A 19,384-nucleotide genomic window follows, 5' to 3' on the forward strand; every position below is an offset into this window, starting at 1 on the left:
ATGATGATGATTCAAAAACTAACACTTGCTGCTTTAATCGCTGCATCTTTAGCCTTGACTGCTTGTGCAAAAAAAGAAAGTGCACCTGCGACTGAAACTGATGCATCTTCTGCAGTTGTAGATAACGCACAAGTAACCCCAGAACAACAAGCAGCAATTGATGCGATTGACCAACCTGTTATGGATGAAGGCAACACTGATATTCCTGAAGACGTTGCAAATGCACCTGCTGATGCTGCGACTGCAGACACAGAAGTTGCTGCTTCTGAAGCGCAATAAGTGCTGAAAAATAAAGAATTGTTGTAATTTGTTTAAAAGTCCCTGCTATGCAGGGATTTTTTTTTGAAAAAGATGATTTGTTGCTGAATTGAAACAAATCACAGGGTAGAATAACCAGCATTATTTGGGAGGATATTATGGCTCTTATTTCATTGCGCCAGCTCTTGGATCATGCCGGCGAACATGCATACGGCGTTCCAGCGTTTAACGTCAACAACTTAGAACAAATGCGCGCAATTATGTTAGCCGCAGATGCAACAAACTCACCTGTCATTGTTCAAGCTTCTGCAGGTGCGCGTAAATATGCAGGTGCACCTTTCTTGCGTCACCTGATTTTGGCTGCAATTGAAGAATGGCCACATATTCCAGTGGTTATGCACCAAGACCATGGTACTAGCCCTGACGTATGTCAACGTTCAATTCAACTTGGTTTTTCATCAGTCATGATGGACGGTTCGCTTGGTGAAGATGGTAAAACACCAACATCGTACGAATATAACGTAGAAGTGACTCGTCGTACGGTTCAAATGGCGCATGCATGTGGTGTGTCAGTTGAAGGTGAAATTGGTTGCTTGGGCAGCCTAGAAACAGGTATGGCAGGTGAAGAAGATGGTGTGGGTGCAGAAGGTGTACTTGACCATTCTCAATTGTTAACCTCTGTTGAAGAAGCACGTAGCTTTGTGGCAGATACCAATGTAGATGCTTTAGCAATTGCAGTGGGTACTTCGCATGGTGCATACAAGTTTACTCGTCCACCTACAGGCGATATTCTTGCAATTGACCGCATCAAAGAAATTCATGCAGCATTGCCAAATACACACCTTGTTATGCACGGTTCTAGCTCTGTGCCACAAGAGTGGTTGGCTGTAATTAACCAGTATGGCGGCGACATCAAAGAAACTTATGGTGTACCTGTTGAGCAATTGGTTGAAGCCATCAAACATGGTGTGCGTAAAATCAACATCGACACAGATTTGCGTTTAGCGTCTACAGGTGCAATGCGCCGTATGATGGCAGAACAGCCAAACGAATTTGACCCACGTAAATTCTTTGCCAAAACTGTAGATGCAATGAAACAAATTTGTATCGACCGTTATGAAGCATTTGGTACTGCAGGCAATGCAGATAAAATTCGCCCAATTTCTTTAGAGAAAATGGTTGAACGCTACAAATAATGCTTAATTTTCATTAAGAATATAAAAGCCCACAACAATTGTGGGCTTTTTACTGATGCAATAGCAAACTGAATAAAGAACAAAAACAATGATTGAAAACCAATGTTCGAGCGTGTCATGGAACTGATTATTGCCGCTGCTTTTTGTAGTGTACTGGTGTCTATTTTACTGAAAGTTTGCAAAACACAGGGCTTTAGACCCATGCAAATGATTACTTGGAATTATGTCAGTGCCAGTATTTTGTGTTTCTATTGGTTTAAACCCAATTTAGTTCATATTTCAATACAGCAAACACCATGGCTGCTCATTCTTAGTTTAGGTGTGCTACTGCCTAGCGTGTTTTTAGCCCTAGCCAAGTCTTTAGACAATGCTGGAATTTTAAAAACAGAAATTGCACAGCGTTTGTCTGTGGTGCTGTCTTTGGCTGCGGCATATTTTGTTTTTCAGGAAAAATTTACTCAATTAAAACTTGCTGGCATAGTATTAGGCATTGTTGCCGTCTTATGTATTTTATATTCACATCGTGCTGCAGGGCAGTCCTCTAAAGCATTACAGGGTATTTTATACTTGGCTTGTGTCTGGGCAGGCTATGCTTTAATAGATGTGTTGCTTAAATACACCACAGGCTTGGGGCTTCAGTTTGCAGTAACCCTGAATCTGATGTTTATCTGCGCATTTGTTTTATCTGTTGGTTATATTTTGCTGCACGAGAAAACTATTGGCAATGTGCGTAATATCAGTGCAGGTCTAATTTTAGGTGCACTGAATTTTGCCAATATCGCTTTGTATGTCAAAGCCCACATGCTGCTCAAAGACAGTCCTGCACTTGTCTTTGCCAGCATGAATATTTTAGTCGTGGTATTTGGAGTCATCAGTGGTTTGTTGTTCTTCAAAGAAAAACTAAAAACATCGACCACACTCGGGTTAATTTTTGCCGTGCTTAGTGTACTTTGCCTCGCTTATGCCATGACGGTTTAAAATAACTGAATATAAAACTGAAAGGGTGTCGCACTAAATCTGCAGTTTCTGCAAGACCGTGCAACATTGTCGTTTTATGGCAAATTGGGCAGCATACAGTTTGATGATTGGCTATCGCTTGATGTAAATACAGTTTTTTGCAGCGTTTACATTCCAGTTTTAGTGGCATTGCAGGTAAATTAAGCATCATACACCTCGTTTTTATTTTGATAGAGATTGAGCACTTACTGTCTATATAGATATTGCAAAATTCAGACCAAAAAATAGGGACAAATTTTGTCCCTAGCGTTATCGCATTTTTATTTTACAGTTGCGTGAAAATCTCTGTTTTATCTAGGCGTGATTTAGGTAGCTTGGCATTAAAATCTTGTTCACTACGATAGCCCAAGCATAGTAAAACTGAAGGAATCAGTCCTTGTTCAGCCAGTTGCAGTTCTTGCGTTAAAATTGCTTCATCAAAACCACCAATTGGTGTGGCATCAATACCTTCAACGCCTGCAGCCAAAAGCATTTGCCCAAGTGCAATAAACGTTTGGTTTTCAGCCCAACGCTGAATATCACCTTTTTCATTGCGGTAGTAATCGACATAACCTGTGCGGCTGTCTTTTTGACCTTGCTTGGCTGTTTCATCTTTAAAACGTCCACTAGCAGCATCCTGATTCAATAAATTTTCAAGATGCAGGTCGCTAATGTCGGCTTTAGTACAAAACAAAATGGTGTGGGATGAATCCAGTACTTTTGGTGCGTTATAGGCATATTTACCGACTAAGGCTTTGGCAATGCGTTGTTTGGCATCGGTATGCTCTGCAATAAAAAAATGCCATGGCTGAATGTTAATTGAAGATGGTGCTAAACGCAGAATTTCTAATAAACGCTCAAATTGTGCTGCAGGAATGCTGCGACTCGCATCATACGCTTTGGTTGTGTAGCGAGTTTGAGCAATATTTAATAAATCCATGAATCATCTCCATTCAAAGGTAATTTGTTCTGGCAGGTTTAGTTAAAAATCTTAACATGCCAGAGCAGGTGAGCGGAACGAACCCATGCCGTATTTATGTGCTATAAAGCGGAGAGGTGTGCAATCAAGCGATTTAAACTTAGTGTTAAATTTAATCATGCTAGACGTTTTTGCTATTGGTTGTTTATTGCAAATAGGCGTTAAATATAAAGTTGCAAATGGTGCATCCCGAAGGTGTATGGATGGAATATATCAATTATTTTAAGCGTAAACTGAAAACCCAGCAGCAAATTGGTTTATGGGTGGGGTTGGCAGATGCTTACGGCACTGAAATTGCCGCCAATGCAGGCTATGACTGGCTATTAATTGATGGTGAACATGCACCAAGTGATTTAAGAACCACCTTGTCACAATTGCAAAGTATCGCTGCTTATCCATCACAAGCGGTGGTACGCCCGCCTATAGGCAGTGTGCAACTGATTAAACAATTGTTAGATATTGGCGCACAAACTTTATTAATTCCAATGGTCGAAACCGTTGAACAAGCCGAATTGATGGTAAAAGCAGTACGCTATCCACCAGAAGGAGTACGAGGCGTAGGTGCAGCTTTAGCACGCGCAACGCGCTGGAACAGTATTCCAAATTATTATGCAACAGCACATGAAAATATTTGTTTATTGATTCAGATTGAATCAGTGACTGGTTTAGAAAATCTGGATGATATTTTAAACATAGAGGGCATCGACGGTGTATTTATTGGTGCGGTCGATTTATCAGCCACTATGGGCTATGAAGGTAATCCGAACCACCCAGAAGTACAAGCTGCTGTGGTAGATGCAATTCAGCGGATTCGCGCAGCAGGTAAAGCGGCAGGTATTTTATCGACCCAGCATGAAGTGACTCAAAAATATTTGGATTTAGGCACAGAATTCGTGGCAGTTGGGGTAGATACCAGCGTATTGATGAATTCATTGCGTGAATTACTGGCTAAATATAAAGCGGATGCGGAAGTCATTCAGTCTGAAGGCGGCTATTAATTCGAAGCAAATTTCCCTTTGTATAAATGACTTGTATGTAATGGGGATATTGAAATTAATATTTCCACGTGCTGAGTTGCCAATCTTGTAATTCTTGAGAGGGTTCAATTTCTAAAATCTGTGCCGCATCTTTGCGCCAGTCACCCAACACAATTCTGGGTTTACCATGTTCGTTATGAATGTTTGGGCGATGTGTATGCCCATGAATTAACACATCGGCATCTTGTAAGGCTTGTGCAACGGCATCAGCATTTACATCCATAACGTCATAACTTTTGACTTGATTGGCCTGTTGGCTTTTTTTACGGAAACCTTGTGCAAGCTTTTGCCGAAAAGCGAGCGGAGTTTTCTTTAAGATGCCTAAAATGATGGGATTACGAATAATTTTACGGAATTTTTGATAGGACACATCATCGGTACACAGTGCATCGCCATGTTCTATACGTATATAGTGTGAGCCAATTTGAAGGGTGTGTACATCGGGCAGGAGTTGCCCAGAAAACTGATCTAGGAATTTTTGTCCTAAGGCAAAATCACGATTGCCCACAATAAAATAAATTTGATTACCTGCATGGGTGAATTGTTTTAACTGCACAATGATTTCATCTAACCATGTCGCGGTGTAATCATCGCCAATCCATGCATTAAACCAGTCACCCAATATGTAAAGCTGGGTGTTTTTATGCTCATAAGCATGCAGCAAATCTAAAAACCCCCGAACTAGTCGAGGGTGATCAGGTGACAAGTGTAAATCTGCGATAAACAAATAAGTCACTATCTTTTCCTTTTCGTACTCTTATCAGCCCCATCTAACAGGAGGGGCTGTGCCGATGCTGCTATTTTAAAGTGATGCTTTAAAACAGATGCACAAAGCAGAGAAGACGTTTATTCAGAAATGATTTTTGCAGATTCAATCACAACATTTTCTAGTGGAACATCTGCATGGTAGCCACGGTTACCTGTACGCACGCCTTTGATCGCATCTACAACGTCCATGCCTTCAACCACTTTACCAAATACGGCATAGCCCCAACCTTGTGCAGTTTTGCCGGTGTGGTTTAAGAACGAGTTGTTTTTAACGTTAATAAAGAATTGCGCAGAAGCAGAGTGAGGTGCTTGAGTACGCGCCATTGCAATTGTGCCAACATCGTTGCTTAAGCCGTTGTCTGCTTCGTTTTCAATTGCATCACGTGTTGCTTTTTCTTTGAAGTTCTCATCCATGCCACCGCCTTGGATCATGAAACCATCAATAACACGGTGGAAAATTACGCCGTCATAAAAACCATCACGAACGTATTCTAAGAAGTTAGCAACTGTAATTGGTGCTTTTTCAGCATTCAATTCTAAAACAATACGACCTTTATTGGTGTTTAATTCGACTTGAGGAAAACTCATTGTGTAATCTCCTAAACATGGACACGAATGCCATGGGTTTTTTGGTTGAGAGAAGCATAAGCAAACTGTAAACTACAAGGCAAGTAAAAACGTTATTTTCTTTGTTAAAAACAAGGAAAAGCGTTCCAATGGGTGATGAATGCTTCACTGATGAAGTTTTTGCAACCCAGTTAATTCAATTTTATTTTAGAAGTGATTTTATTGCTATGAAGCCAAATGATGTTGTTGCATCTCTGCCAAACACCCCGACACCAAGTTCAAATGCCTCTGTCGATGCTGTGCAGCAAGAACAACAGCCGGGCTTGGACTTTATACGTCAAGTCATTACCGATGATATTGCGGCTGGTCGCACTCAACAGGTTGTGACACGTTTTCCGCCTGAGCCGAATGGTTATTTGCATATTGGTCACGTGAAAGCTATTTGCTTGAACTTTGGTATCGCACAAGAATATCAAGGGGTGTGTAACTTACGTTTTGACGACACCAACCCAGATGCAGAAGAACAAGAATATGTAGATGGTATTGCCAATGATGTGAAATGGCTTGGTTTTGAATGGAATGGCGAGCCACGCTACGCCTCAAGCTATTTTGATCAATTATATGCTTGGGCTGTTCAGTTGATTGAACAAGGCGATGCCTATGTCGATTTGCAAACTCCAGATGAAATTAAGCTAAACCGTGGTTCTTTTGTAGAGTCAGGCAAGAACTCGCCATACCGTGATACCTCTGTGGCAGAGAACTTGGCTTTATTTGAAAAAATGCGCAATGGCGAATTGGGTGAAGGTCAGGCAGTACTCCGTGCCAAAATTGATATGGCCTCTCCAAACGTACACATGCGTGACCCGATTTTGTATCGTGTTTTACATTCATCGCATCACCAAACGGGCGATAAATGGAAAATGTACCCAATGTATGACTATGCGCATCCATTATCCGATGCTATTGAAGGCATTACCCATTCATTGTGTACTTTAGAGTTCCAAGACCATCGTCCATTCTATGATTGGGTGGTAGAAAAAGTGAAATCTGAGGCTGTACCGCATCAGTATGAATCTAGCCGTTTGAACATCGATTACACCATCACCTCAAAGCGTAAATTGCGTAAATTGGTTGAAGGTGGTTTTGTAAATGGTTGGGATGACCCACGTATGCCAACTGTGGTGGGTATGCGTCGTCGTGGTTTTACTCCAGAAGGTTTGCGTGATTTCTGTAAGCGTGTGGGTGTATCTAAGTCGGATGGTATTGTGGATGTAGCAATGCTTGAATACTGTATCCGTCAGTCTTTGGAAAATACCGCAGCACGTGGCATGGTGGTGCTAAATCCGCTTAAAGTGACTTTGACCAACTTGCCTGAAGCACTCGATTTAGTCCATGCTCGTCATCCAAATGTAGATATGGGCGAGCGTACGATTCCTTTAACATCAGAAATTTACATTGATCGTAAAGACTTTGAAGAAGTGCCACCTAAAGGTTTTAAGCGTTTAGTGCCAGAAGGTGAAGTACGTTTACGTCACGCCTATGTGATTAAATGTGATGAAGTGATTAAAGATGCCAGCGGTGAAGTGATTGAACTGAAATGTTCAATTGACCCAGAAACTTTGGGTAAAAACCCAGAGGGGCGTAAAGTGAAAGGCGTGATTCACTGGGTATCTGCAACGAAAGGTGTAGCAGCAGAAGTCCGTTTATATGATCGCTTATTTACCGAATCTGACCCAGAAGTGGGCGATGATTTCTTGGCGAATTTAAACCCTGAATCATTAACCGTGGTTCAAGCCATTGTTGAACCTGCTTTGGCAACAGTACAACCTGAAGATCGTTTCCAGTTTGAACGCGAAGGTTACTTCGTTGCAGATCAGTATGATCACAGTGCTGAAAAACCAGTGTTTAACCGTATTTTAGACTTAAAAGACAGCTTTAAACCTGGAAAATAAGCTACATTTCTAATTTTAGTAAATGTTGTAAAAGCCCAACTTTGTTAATCCAAGTTGGGCTTTTTTATAGCAGGAAATCGAATAGATTTGGGACTTGTGTTAAGCATCATAAAATAGCGATTTGGAAAGATAAGCACTTAGCGGTTTTTATGCTGTTCCTGCTTCATCAGTATTTGTGGTAACTGCATTTTAGCTTTATCACGCAGTTTTTTCTTAATATACAGAACCAGTGCAAAGCAAGTGGTAGTGAGCGTGAGCAGCATACTGTTCATGTAGCTCATCAGTGAACTGACATAACCAATCGTGGTTAAACGATCCATCATCTTAAACACTTGAGGGCTGCTTTCTACACCTGTAATGGCCCAGGTACATAAGTGTTCGCAGTTATTGATAATTAGATGATAGTTATTTTCATGCATTCTGGAACGCATACGACGTACCACTTTACGCCCTTTATATTTGGCTGCATGGTAGCTTTGTACTTTAATTTCTTTGCCGTGACTAAACTTTTCAATACTGGTCATTTCAATCGGGTGCTTTTTGAAAAGATGTGCAAAACCCGAATAGTGAATCACGCGCCCACGTCCAGCATAGATACCATGATGGCTATAGCCGAAGTGTTTCACAATTAAATGTGCCCCTAAAGGAAATCGTGTTTTCTGCTTGAGCATTGTACGTTTGACCAATAAAGTAACATGAGTAAAGAAATAAGAAGAGGGTTTATAGTGTACTGTGTCTGAGGTAAATATGCGATAACCCATTCAGATATATGCACAATTTGTAACATAGCGATGGCAGGAGCTAGTAGAATGAAAAATATATTTTACTGCATGATACTGAGTAGTCTGCTGCTTAGTACTGTGGTGCAAGCAGGGATACGTGCATGGACTGTAAAAGATGCGCATATTGATGTAGATGTCGTTGAGATTAGTCGTTTGCAGCATTTGCGCTTATATCTGAATGATCTAAATGTAAAACCGTTTAAGCAAATCTCACAGCTGCAACAGGCTTTAGCATCTTGTGAGAAATTACAATTTGCGATGAATGCAGGTATGTTTCATCATAATTATCGCCCTGTGGGGCTGTATATTGAGCAAGGGCAACAAATTCAGAAATTAAACAGGCAGCAGCAAGGTTGGGGGAATTTTTTGATTCAGCCAAATGGTGTATTGGCTTGGAATCGGCAGCAAATTTTCTTGGGTACGACCCAGCAATATGCAGATCAAAACTTTGCAGCAAGTTATGCTACCCAATCGGGGCCTATGTTGGTTATCAACAATCAGTTAAATTCACGTTTTCTTGCAGATAGTCAGTCTTACAAAATTAGAAATGGTGTAGGTATGAAAAACCAGCGTTTGTATTTTGTTATAAGCAATACACCTGTGACTTTTTATCAATTTGCTAGGTTTTTTAAAGACCAGCTGAAAACCCCAAACGCTTTGTATTTAGATGGCTCTATTTCTACAGCGTACATTCCACAATTACAGCGTCAGGTTGCTATACACCGTGACTTGGGGCCTATATTTGCCTATATCGACTCAACTACTTGTGGGGCGTGATTGTTTTGAACAAGCGCTTTAAAGCTCTCATGCTATTGAGGAATGAAGCCTAAAGCAGTGTTCTGCATGCTACAAATTTTGGCAGCCTCATCAGCCTTCATATTTTTGACTTCATCTTCAAATTGCTTTTTCTGCTGTTTGAGTTGTTCATCTGAAATCCCCATTTTTTTAGCAAAATTTTCCATTTTCTCCCAAGTCTCAGCACATTCTTTAGGCATTGGGCTGCATGCGCTAAAACTGAGAGATATGAGTACAAGACAGGCAAGTTTGGTTTTTTTCATGGTGTGATGCTCTGAATTTGAATTATTGGGGGTATGGCAGTGCGTTGTTTGTTTTTAGAAATACTACCGTAGGATTGTGAAAATAAGATTGGCTAGAATTAAGCTGAATGGAATTTTTATGCAAGCTAGCGCATTGCGTGCGTTACAAAATTATTTGGCAGATTGATTTTTAGTATTGAAGTTTTGGTATTAAAAAAGGCACTTAGTTAAACTAAATGCCTTTTTGTCATATTCCATTACTGGAATGGTAGATGCTGGAGTTCATTCAACTCTTTGCGGCTAAAACCTCGCGATGCGAGAACCTTCTTAATTCCGATAATCACATCTTCATCGGTCGCTTTGGTTAAAGCGTCGAGAAGTTGTTCATTCGTCTTGCAAGAGCAATCATTTTCAACACAAGCAATTTGATTTTTATGCTCGTTTTGCTGTTCTGCAGAGAACAACTTTTGCCAAAAACTCATAGAGCCTTCATTCACAACCTAACATAGATCGAAATATAGCCAATATAAAAAATAAATCAAGTCGACCTAAGTGATAAAAGCAGCAAACGACTTGCAGAATTTTCGATGATATTGCATTTTCTTAACGAAATTATGACAGTTAAAGTGCTTGTAATTCTTTAACTGATTCATTTACATCGTTATATTTACAAAGCTAAGAAAACTCATCTTGTAAATATGGGTGAATATTGCAACAAATTGTTTAAATCTTTTCCAGTAAAACCCCAGATTCAACATGGTGGGTATATGGGAACTGATCAAACAGTGCAAATTGGGTCACTTTATGGCTTTGACACAAGGTTTTTAAATTGTCATGCAAAGTGTCAGGATTACATGAAATATAAATAATACGCTTAAATCGTTGTAATAATTTTAAAGTCGCATCATCTATACCTGCACGTGGTGGATCGACAAAGACTGTATCAAAATCATAACTTGAGATTTCAATTTCAGCTTCTTGCAAACGGCGGAATTCACGTTCGCCATTATAGGCTTGGGTAAATTCCTCTGCAGATAAACGTGCCACCTGAATATTCTCAATCTGGTTTTGCTCAATATTCCATTGTGCTGCATATACAGATGATTTTGCCAGTTCAGTTGCTAATACACGACGAAAACGAGTCGATAATGGCAGGGTAAAGTTGCCGTTACCACAGTATAGTTCCAGTAAATCTTGTTCTGAATGCTTGGCTACCGTGCATGCCCATTCCAGCATTTTTTGGCAGACCTGAGCATTGGGTTGGGTAAAACTACTTTCAATTTGTTTATAAGTATAAGCCCGATCAAAAACCTGTAACTGTTCAACCACATATTCATCCGACAATACAAATTTTTGCCCACGACTACGGCCAATCAATTTAATTTTTAATTCAGCTGCAAGGTCTTTTGCGGCAAGTTCCCAATCTTGTTCGAGTTTACGGTGGTAAAGCAATGACACCAACATTTCACCACTTAAGGTTGCTAAAAAATGCACCTCAAATAAACGGGTAGATAATGCTGGATTGGCTTTAATTGCAGTCAAAAGTTTGGGCATCAAGACGTTAATGCTGTGATCTGCAATTGGAAACTCATCAATGCGAATCACATTTTTTTGTTTATCTTCACTGCGTTCAAACATGGCATAAAACAGGTCATCTTCTGTGTGCCAAATTCGGAATTCTGCACGCATACGGTAATGCTGTTCAGGTGATGCAAATACTTGTAAAGCAGGCGGTTCAAATTCGGAAAATTGGGCAGAAATACGGGCAACTTTTGCATCAAGCTGTTGCTGATAAGATGAGGTCATATGCAGTAAACATCACAAACACAGAGAAAAAGTGATGGTAACAAAGTTTTAATGAGATACCTAAAACTATTGTAAAAATGATGCATCAGATGTCAGAAATAGCCTAAGCAAATTTTTGACATCTAGCACAGATTAAATTTCAAATGGTGTAATTACTTTAGTTTTGCTGTAATTGTTTAAATAACTGCTGCATACCTTCTGTTGCTGTGAGTGCGATACGCTGAAATTGTACAGGAAGCTTGGCTTGCATAGCTTTAGGGTCAATATAATAAGCCTGACAATTCTTTGGAATTTCATGCACCAAACCTGCAACAGGGTAAACCACTAGACTGGTGCCAATCACAATAAAAATATCAGCATCTTGAACTAGATCAATCGCGTCTCCATACGCAGGAACAGCTTCACCAAACCAAACTACGTGTGGACGTAAAGGGTAGCCTTGCGGGCAAATATCACGTTCTAAATCTAGCGAGTCACCTTGTATCGGGAAAAATTCGGTGGTGTATTGTGCGCTTGGTCCAGAACTTTTAGCCAAGCGGATATTGCCATGCAAATGTAAAACTTCCGAACTGCCTGCACGTTCATGCAAATCATCAATATTTTGTGTGATCACTTGCACATCAAAATCATCTTCAAGTTCAGCAATTAACTGATGTGCTAAATTGGGCTGCGCATCAAGAATGTTCTTGCGTCTTTCGTTGTAAAAGCGCTGCACCAATGCAGGATTTTTAGCCCACGCCTCTGGACTAGCTACATCTTCAACACGGTGTTTTTCCCATAAGCCATCACTATCTCTAAAAGTATTGATCCCGCTTTCAGCACTCATACCTGCACCCGAAAAGACCACTAATTTACGCATGTTTTATTCTCATGATGGACTATTTGAATTGAGTATAAGTTCTCAAAATAGAAACACAAATCCAGCACTTATTTTTTACGAGTTTTAAGTATCTAAATATTTAAAGCGGGATTAACTTGAATTTTTCTTAATAAGTGAATACTGGTTCATTTTTCTTCTCATTACTGCATTTTAATGTTAGAACATAACGTATTGCTCAGACCATTTTACGCAATACAAGATTAAAATAGGGATGAGCCATGTTTGAACAAAATAATGCGCAGAGGATGCCATGTCACAACAGAATTCACCGTCTAATCACACGCCAACAAGCCATAACAAGAAAGTAAATTTTGACTGGAAAGATCCATTTTTATTGGAGCAACAACTGACAGAAACCGAGCGTATGATTCGTGACAGTGCCTATGCGTATTGTCAGGAGAAATTACTACCACGTGTGCGTGATCAGTTCAGACATGAAACAGTAGATCGCACAATATTTCGTGAAATGGGAGAGCTTGGCTTGTTAGGCCCCACCATTCCTGAACAATATGGTGGAGCAGGTTTAAGTTATGTCAGTTACGGCCTAATTTCACGAGAAATAGAGCGGGTCGATTCAGGCTATCGCTCTATGGCAAGTGTGCAAAGTTCTTTGGTGATGGTGCCGATATATGAATTTGGTAGTGAAGCACAAAAGCAAAAATATTTACCTAAATTGGCATCGGGGGAATGGGTTGGTTGTTTTGGTCTGACTGAACCCGATTTTGGCTCTGACCCTGGCAGCATGAATAGCCGTGCACATAAAGTTGCAGGGGGTTACCGTTTGCAGGGTGCAAAAATGTGGATTACCAACAGCCCAATTGCCAATGTATTTGTGGTGTGGGCAAAAGAAGTGTCTGCAGATGGGCAGGTGGGCGATATTCGTGGCTTTATTTTGGAAAAAGGTTGGCAGGGGCTTTCAACTCCGACCATTCATGGCAAAGTCGGTTTGCGTGCCTCAATTACTGGTGAAATTGTCATGGATGATGTATTTGTACCTGAAGAGAATCTTTTACCACACGTACGTGGTTTAAAAGGGCCATTCATCTGTTTGAACAGTGCACGTTATGGTATTGCATGGGGTGCTATGGGGGCGGCTGAATTCTGTTGGCATACTGCACATCAATACACAATGGATCGGATCCAGTTTGGGCGTCCTTTGGCAGCAAATCAACTAATTCAAAAGAAACTTGCCGATATGCAAACTGAAATTGCGCTGGGTTTACAGATTGCACTGCGTTTTGGTCGTATGAAAGATGAAGGCATTGCTTCACTTGAAGGAACATCACTGATTAAGCGTAACAACTGTGGTAAAGCGTTGGAGATTGCACGGATGGCGCGTGATATGTTAGGTGGTAATGGTATTAGCGATGAATATGGCGTAGCACGGCATTTGGTCAACTTGGAAGTGGTGAATACCTATGAAGGAACGCATGATGTGCATGCCTTGATTTTAGGGCGTGCGCAAACAGGTATTGCCGCTTTTGCAAATTAAGGTGTACTGTGGAGCGAAACTACGGTGGAAAATGTCGCAATACATTTTCCACGGTTTTTATTTTAGGGATTTAGCTTTAAAAACTGGGCAATTTCCTGACTGAATTTCAGTGGCTCAGTTAATAAAGGCGTATGCCCCGATTGGTGAAATAGTACCTGTTTAGCATTTGGCATACGCTCCATCACTTGGCGTTGCCCCTCAGCCGCATAGAGGGTTGATTGTGCCCCTGTAAAAAACAGGGTTGGGCAACTGAGCCGACTCAATGCGTCGCGGTAATCTTCTTGATGGTGTAAATAATTGTCGATATACCAACGTAAATAATCTAGGCGTTGCGTAGGTAAAATATAACGTTGCAAAACAGGGCGCTTAACCGCCAGTTTAAATAAAAAAGGACTAATTTTATTGCTGGCTTGTAGCTCAATAAATTGTAGCCAGAGTTCCACCAAGTTTTTACGTTGCAATACATCCATTTGCTGAATATGGGTATATTCAGCATGCTGATGTAAAAACTCGGACAGATGAATTAATAATGCTTTAAATTGCTGATGTTTATCACCAAATAAACCATAGGGCCAGTTTTCATCTACCTCAATTTTAGGTGCTTGGTCAATTTGCAAATAGCTGTTTAAACGCGAACCCAGTTGCCCATATTGCATGCCATGCATGGCTGTGGTTGCGCCCATCGAGTAACCAATCAGTTTAAACTGTTGTAGGTTTTGCTGTTGAATCAAGCTGTTTAAATCTTGCCAATGACTAGAAATGGCATCTAACGCTGGAACAGCACATTGATCTGAACCGCCAAAACCACGCCAGTCTGGAATAATGAAGCGATACTGCTTTTTATGTTGATATAGAAACGGCAACCATTGCCAACTGTGCATGCCCAAACCTGAAAGTACAACCACAGGCTCACCTTGACCAAATTCACGTACAAATAGGGCTTCGCCATCGGGCATGCGGTAAAAAGGCATCAGCATTTCCTTGCATGGTTGTGGTTAAAGATGCGTTATTCTTTATAGCATAGCCTGATCATTTCTGTATGGTGATTGGCTTTAATTTAATAATTCAAAGGATTACTCATCATTCCAAAAATCTGCATTTAATGTGAGTTATCAGCATCAAATTTTTTAAGTTCAGGAATGACCTTTTCCAACCATTCAATCCAGCCAATTTCTTGATCTATTCCGAGCTGTAAAATCATTTTATGAATATATAGGGTGCGGTTGTTAGCTGGTGCTTGGCGAAAATCTTTGGAAAAAATTTGTTGATAAGTATGTAACTTGGCTTTGTGTAATACCAAATGGCGCTCTAGTTCAGGCAATACACTGTTGCCACCAAGTTGAGCTTCGGCACGTAAACGCACCATCAGTTCTTCACGTAATTGTGCAGGCGGACTTTGTTCGACCATCCAGTTTGCCAATTCCTGTCGCCCTAAAGCTTCTACTTGATAGGTTTTACTGCGACTACTGGAATCTTCATCTTCAAGGGTGGAAATCCAGCCTTTTTTTAGCATGCTATTTAGTTCGCGGTAAATTTGTTGATGAGTCGCATTCCAGAAAAAGCCCATAGAGCGGTCAAAACGGCGTGCCAATTCAATGCCATTACTGGGTTTTTCAATCAGACTGGTCAATAAAACGTGAGCGAGCGACATAAACAGAACAACTTTATTTTTTCAGCTTTAATTATGCAACATGTTGCATAAAAATCAAATCTAGAATATAAAAGTATGCAACAAGTTGCATTAAGCATAAAACAGCCAGCATTTTTGCCAGCAGGGAGATTCTATGTCTAGCTATCCATACTTACTTGCGCCTTTAGATTTAGGCTTTACCACTTTAAAAAATCGAGTCTTAATGGGGTCTATGCACGTGGGGCTTGAAGAAGCACCGGGTGGATACGAACGCATGGCAGCTTTTTATGCAGAGCGTGCCAAAGGTGGAGTGGGGCTGATTGTTACAGGCGGTATTTCACCCAATGATGCTGGATTAACCTTTGCAGGCGGCAATAAACTCGACACCCGTCAAGAAGCAGAAAAACACAAAGTAGTGACACAGGCTGTGCATGATGCAGGCGGCAAAATTGCCTTACAGATTTTACATACAGGGCGTTATTCTTATCAGCCTGATATTGTTGCACCTTCTGCAATTCAGGCGCCGATTAACCCAAGTAAACCACATGCTTTAACTTCGGCAGAAGTACAGCAAACCATTGCAGACTTTGTGAACTGTGCCAAATTGGCACAATACGCAGGTTATGATGGTGTCGAAATCATGGGCTCGGAAGGGTATTTAATTAACGAATTTATTGCTGCACGTACTAACCACCGTGATGATGAATGGGGCGGTAGTTATGAAAACCGCATCCGTTTTCCAATTGAAATCGTAAAACGTACCCGTGCTGAAGTTGGTGAAAATTTCATTATTATTTACCGCTTGTCAATGCTGGACTTGGTCGAAGGCGGTTCAAGCTTTGAAGAAGTGGTGCAATTGGCACAAGCGATTGAAGAGGCTGGTGCGACTATTATCAATACAGGAATCGGCTGGCATGAAGCACGTATTCCAACCATTGCCACAAAAGTACCGCGTGCAGCCTTTACATGGGTCACAGAAAAATTAAAAGGCTTGGTTAAAGTACCTTTAATTACCTCAAACCGTATTAATACCCCAGAAATGGCAGAATACGTATTGGCAGCAGGACATGCCGATATGGTGTCTATGGCACGTCCAATGCTAGCCGATGCGTTCTTTGTACAAAAAGCAGAGCAAGGACGTAGTGATGAAATTAATACTTGTATTGGATGTAACCAAGCCTGTTTAGACCATATTTTCTCTATGAAAATTGCTTCATGTTTGGTTAATCCACGTGCTTGCCATGAAACAGAACTGATTTTTAAAGAAGCGACTCAAACTAAAAATATTGCGGTGATTGGCGCTGGGCCTGCGGGTTTAAGCTTTGCGACCTATGCTGCAGAACGAGGTCATCAGGTCACCATTTTTGAAGCATCTAACCAAATTGGTGGACAATTCAATATTGCCAAAACCATTCCGGGCAAAGAAGAGTTTTATGAAACTTTGCGCTATTTCAAGCGTCAAATCGAGTTGCAACCGAATATTAAATTGCAACTGAATCATCCTGCGACTTTTGAGCAACTAGAAAATTCTTCATTTGATGAAATTGTAGTAGCAACTGGGGTAACACCACGCCAGCTTGATATTCCAGGCATCGATCATCCTAAAGTATTGTCATATATTGAGGTGCTGAAAGAGCGTAAACCTGTAGGGCAACGAGTCGCAATTATTGGTGCAGGTGGTATTGGTTTTGATACTGCGGAATATTTAAGCCATGAAGGTGAAAGTGGCAGTTTAAACCCTGAAAAATTCTATGATGAATGGGGGATTGATACCAATTATGCGCAGGTTGGTGGACTTAAAAAAGCTAATGTAGAAGCTTCACCGCGTCAAATTTATTTGCTGCAACGTAAAGCATCGTCAGTGGGTGCAGGCTTGGGCAAAACCACAGGCTGGATTCATCGTACAGGTTTAAAAAACCGTAACGTGAATATGATTGCAGGTGCAAGCTATGACCTAATTGATGATCAGGGCTTACACGTTACCGTGAATGGTCAAAGTACTGTGCTAGAAGTAGATCATGTGGTGATTTGTGCAGGGCAGGAGTCTTACACTGCGATGTACGAGCAATTACAAGCAGCAGGTAAAAACGTGCATTTAATTGGTGGCGCCAAAGAAGCAGGCGAGTTGGATGCTAAACGTGCGATTCGTCAGGGTGCTGAATTGGCCGCAACAATCTAGACAATTTTAGCGCTTTATATTTGCTTGGTTCTTTTTAGGAGTGGGGCAGTATAAAGCGTCAGCTCCTTCGGAACAAAATTTTTATTTTATAGATTGAAATATTCAAATTTATAAGGAAATCATAATGAGTCTGGAAACAACACAACAAGCCGTGCAGCGTTGGCATGAAATGCTGCAAAACCGTGATATGTCTATTTTAAGTGAGCTACTGGCAGATGAAGTGGTATTTCGTTCTCCTGTTGCCTATCAACCTTATGCGGGCAAACAAGTTGTATTTTTTATTTTGACCAATGTAATACAGGTCTTTGAAAACTTTACTTATCACCGTGAATTTTATTCACAAGATGGTTGCAATGTTGTACTTGAATTTTCTGCCAATGTGGGAGATAAGAAGTTAAAAGGGATTGATATGATCCAGTTTAATACACAAGGACAAATTGTGGATTTTGAAGTAATGATTCGCCCGAAAAGTGGTTTAGAGGCTTTAGCTGTACAAATGGGACAGCGTATGGCGGCCTTTATGCCAGCCGAAAAGTAAAATAATGCGTGTGTATGGCAGTGTGGTTTGTTTTAGAAATCGGTTTTCGGGTGGACATGCTTAAAAATACATGTATTGCTTGGGAGTAAAATGATGTCTACATTACAAAAAATAGCGCAAATTACACAAGCTGTATTAGATCAAGTTACAGGCGCAGACTTACCTACCTTGTATTATCACCCGCATGGAGAAATCCGTCGGGTGCTAGATAAATTGCCACAACTGAAAGAAAAATACCGTCCGACGCCGTGGTTATCTAACACACATGCGCATCTTTTATATTTTGATTTAATTAAAAAGAAAACCATTCGCCAGCAGTATGATCGGGTCGATCAACTAACTATGCAGGATGGTGGTGTCACCGCAGTGGCTTGGGTCGGTTATGACCTGCCTGTAGATACACCTACAATTGTGTTGATGCATACTATTACTGGGTCTTTAGAAAGTATGCGTGAATTGGTGCGAGATTTACACCAACAAACCCAATGGCGGATTGCTTTATGTCTACGCCGTGGGCATGGCAATTTACCGATGCCTGTACCGCAAATTAATCTATTTGGTTCAACCCATGATTTGCGTGAACAAATCGAATTTATTCAGCAGCAATTTCCACAATCAGAATTATATGCTGTTGGTTCATCGGCAGGCACCGGTTTGCTGGTACGTTACTTGGGTGAAGAAGGGGAGCAAGCCCCGTTTAAGGCGGCATTTGCACTCTGCCCAGGATATAACACGGAGTCAGGCTTTCAGCATGTGCATCCTTTTTACAGTAAGGTGATGACCAAAAAGCTGCTCAAATTTTTTATTCAGCCGCATCAGCACATTTGGCAAAATGTGAAATCTTTGTCGCAAGTTTTAAGTGCAACCACTTTGGCGGAGTTTGAAAAAGCCTATTTTGAATTGGCAGGATTTGAAGATTACGACAGCTATACGCAGGCAATTAATCCAATTTATGTGTTTGAGAATGTCAAAATTCCACTCATGGTTTTAAATGCGGAAGATGATCCTGTATGTCATATTAAGAACTTTGATCCTTATAAAGAAACCATTCAAAACATGCCAAATATTATGGTGGTGACTACCCGTAAAGGTAGCCATTGTGGTTTTTATGAAGGTATTGGGTTTACCAAATCATGGGCGTCACGTCTGATTGCTAATTATTTTAAAGTACAGTCAGAATTGCCACGACCTAACCCAATTCATTGATCATCTGATATAGCGCAGTAATTCAACCCATTAAAAAACCCAGCCATCAACAAGATGTACTGGGTTTTTAACATTGGACTT

The 19,384-nt window shown here is 40.7% G+C and carries 20 protein-coding genes; 10 read left to right on the forward strand and 10 right to left on the reverse strand.

Annotated elements, in window-relative coordinates; genetic code table 11:
• The first annotated feature begins 6 nt into the window (after positions 1-6).
• The 3 genes from HHA43_RS03265 (at position 7) to HHA43_RS03275 (ending at position 2,432) form a co-directional block, all read left to right on the forward strand.
• Positions 7-279, forward strand: a complete 273-nt coding sequence (locus HHA43_RS03265) for a hypothetical protein (RefSeq protein WP_104852089.1) — start codon at positions 7-9, stop codon at positions 277-279.
• Positions 280-416: 137 nt separating this feature from the next.
• Positions 417-1,454, forward strand: coding sequence for a class II fructose-bisphosphate aldolase (gene fba / locus HHA43_RS03270; RefSeq protein WP_168460652.1), 1,038 nt, complete (start codon positions 417-419; stop codon positions 1,452-1,454).
• 117 nt (positions 1,455-1,571) lie between these two features.
• Positions 1,572-2,432 carry an EamA family transporter gene (locus HHA43_RS03275; RefSeq protein WP_168460716.1) on the forward strand — a complete coding sequence of 287 codons (861 nt, stop codon included), beginning with the start codon at positions 1,572-1,574 and terminating at the stop codon, positions 2,430-2,432.
• A gap of 304 nt (positions 2,433-2,736) precedes the next feature.
• On the opposite strand, the gene nfsB is transcribed toward HHA43_RS03275, so the two are convergent.
• Positions 2,737-3,390, reverse strand: coding sequence for an oxygen-insensitive NAD(P)H nitroreductase (gene nfsB, locus HHA43_RS03280; RefSeq protein ID WP_168460653.1), 654 nt, complete (start codon positions 3,388-3,390; stop codon positions 2,737-2,739).
• Between the two features lie 242 nt (positions 3,391-3,632).
• Here nfsB and hpaI point away from each other — a divergent pair, with 242 nt between their 5' ends.
• A complete protein-coding gene (hpaI, locus tag HHA43_RS03285) occupies positions 3,633-4,427 on the forward strand; it encodes a 4-hydroxy-2-oxoheptanedioate aldolase (protein WP_168417410.1) in 795 nt (264 codons plus the stop codon).
• A 55-nt stretch (positions 4,428-4,482) separates the two neighbouring features.
• Here the strand turns inward: hpaI and HHA43_RS03290 are convergent, their stop codons facing one another.
• Together HHA43_RS03290 and HHA43_RS03295 are read right to left on the reverse strand one after the other, a co-directional pair.
• Positions 4,483-5,202 (reverse strand): UDP-2,3-diacylglucosamine diphosphatase, encoded by a 720-nt coding sequence (locus tag HHA43_RS03290; protein WP_168460654.1) that lies wholly within the window; start codon positions 5,200-5,202, stop codon positions 4,483-4,485.
• Positions 5,203-5,312: 110 nt separating this feature from the next.
• A complete protein-coding gene (locus HHA43_RS03295) occupies positions 5,313-5,822 on the reverse strand; it encodes a peptidylprolyl isomerase (RefSeq protein ID WP_019837255.1) in 510 nt (169 codons plus the stop codon).
• A 206-nt stretch (positions 5,823-6,028) separates the two neighbouring features.
• Between HHA43_RS03295 and HHA43_RS03300 the strand changes: the two genes are divergently transcribed.
• Positions 6,029-7,753, forward strand: coding sequence for a glutamine--tRNA ligase/YqeY domain fusion protein (locus HHA43_RS03300; protein WP_168460718.1), 1,725 nt, complete (start codon positions 6,029-6,031; stop codon positions 7,751-7,753).
• 137 nt (positions 7,754-7,890) lie between these two features.
• Here HHA43_RS03300 and HHA43_RS03305 read toward each other — a convergent pair whose 3' ends face one another.
• Positions 7,891-8,424 (reverse strand): lecithin retinol acyltransferase family protein, encoded by a 534-nt coding sequence (locus HHA43_RS03305; RefSeq protein ID WP_168417501.1) that lies wholly within the window; start codon positions 8,422-8,424, stop codon positions 7,891-7,893.
• Between the two features lie 138 nt (positions 8,425-8,562).
• Between HHA43_RS03305 and HHA43_RS03310 the strand changes: the two genes are divergently transcribed.
• Entirely contained in the window at positions 8,563-9,312 is a 750-nt protein-coding gene (locus HHA43_RS03310; RefSeq protein ID WP_168460655.1) for a phosphodiester glycosidase family protein, read from the forward strand.
• Between the two features lie 32 nt (positions 9,313-9,344).
• Here HHA43_RS03310 and HHA43_RS03315 read toward each other — a convergent pair whose 3' ends face one another.
• From HHA43_RS03315 to HHA43_RS03330, 4 genes are all read right to left on the reverse strand, one after another.
• Positions 9,345-9,593 carry a hypothetical protein gene (locus HHA43_RS03315; RefSeq protein WP_168460657.1) on the reverse strand — a complete coding sequence of 83 codons (249 nt, stop codon included), beginning with the start codon at positions 9,591-9,593 and terminating at the stop codon, positions 9,345-9,347.
• Between the two features lie 236 nt (positions 9,594-9,829).
• Positions 9,830-10,054, reverse strand: coding sequence for a hypothetical protein (locus HHA43_RS03320; RefSeq protein ID WP_168417406.1), 225 nt, complete (start codon positions 10,052-10,054; stop codon positions 9,830-9,832).
• A gap of 241 nt (positions 10,055-10,295) precedes the next feature.
• Positions 10,296-11,378 (reverse strand): tRNA (uridine(54)-C5)-methyltransferase TrmA, encoded by a 1,083-nt coding sequence (trmA, locus tag HHA43_RS03325; RefSeq protein ID WP_168460658.1) that lies wholly within the window; start codon positions 11,376-11,378, stop codon positions 10,296-10,298.
• A gap of 157 nt (positions 11,379-11,535) precedes the next feature.
• The gene (locus HHA43_RS03330) at positions 11,536-12,237 is read right to left on the reverse strand and encodes an SIR2 family NAD-dependent protein deacylase (protein ID WP_168460659.1); all 702 of its coding nucleotides are present in this window, start codon (positions 12,235-12,237) and stop codon (positions 11,536-11,538) included.
• A gap of 271 nt (positions 12,238-12,508) precedes the next feature.
• Between HHA43_RS03330 and HHA43_RS03335 the strand changes: the two genes are divergently transcribed.
• The gene (locus tag HHA43_RS03335) at positions 12,509-13,750 is read left to right on the forward strand and encodes an acyl-CoA dehydrogenase (RefSeq protein WP_168460660.1); all 1,242 of its coding nucleotides are present in this window, start codon (positions 12,509-12,511) and stop codon (positions 13,748-13,750) included.
• 62 nt (positions 13,751-13,812) lie between these two features.
• On the opposite strand, the gene HHA43_RS03340 is transcribed toward HHA43_RS03335, so the two are convergent.
• Positions 13,813-14,721 (reverse strand): alpha/beta fold hydrolase, encoded by a 909-nt coding sequence (locus HHA43_RS03340; protein ID WP_168460661.1) that lies wholly within the window; start codon positions 14,719-14,721, stop codon positions 13,813-13,815.
• A gap of 128 nt (positions 14,722-14,849) precedes the next feature.
• Positions 14,850-15,401: a PadR family transcriptional regulator gene (locus HHA43_RS03345; RefSeq protein ID WP_168417401.1), complete on the reverse strand. Its 552-nt coding sequence runs from the start codon at positions 15,399-15,401 to the stop codon at positions 14,850-14,852.
• Between the two features lie 133 nt (positions 15,402-15,534).
• Here HHA43_RS03345 and HHA43_RS03350 point away from each other — a divergent pair, with 133 nt between their 5' ends.
• The 3 genes from HHA43_RS03350 (at position 15,535) to HHA43_RS03360 (ending at position 19,303) form a co-directional block, all read left to right on the forward strand.
• A complete protein-coding gene (locus tag HHA43_RS03350) occupies positions 15,535-17,559 on the forward strand; it encodes an NADPH-dependent 2,4-dienoyl-CoA reductase (protein ID WP_168460662.1) in 2,025 nt (674 codons plus the stop codon).
• A gap of 124 nt (positions 17,560-17,683) precedes the next feature.
• Positions 17,684-18,097 (forward strand): nuclear transport factor 2 family protein, encoded by a 414-nt coding sequence (locus tag HHA43_RS03355; protein WP_168460663.1) that lies wholly within the window; start codon positions 17,684-17,686, stop codon positions 18,095-18,097.
• Positions 18,098-18,187: 90 nt separating this feature from the next.
• On the forward strand, positions 18,188-19,303 hold the full coding sequence (locus HHA43_RS03360; RefSeq protein ID WP_168460664.1) for a YheT family hydrolase: 1,116 nt from the start codon (positions 18,188-18,190) through the stop codon (positions 19,301-19,303).
• Positions 19,304-19,384: the final 81 nt, after the last annotated feature.

Origin of the sequence: Acinetobacter sp. A2 (assembly GCF_012371325.1) — a bacterium.
In the GTDB taxonomy this organism is placed as follows: Bacteria; Pseudomonadota; Gammaproteobacteria; order Pseudomonadales; family Moraxellaceae; genus Acinetobacter.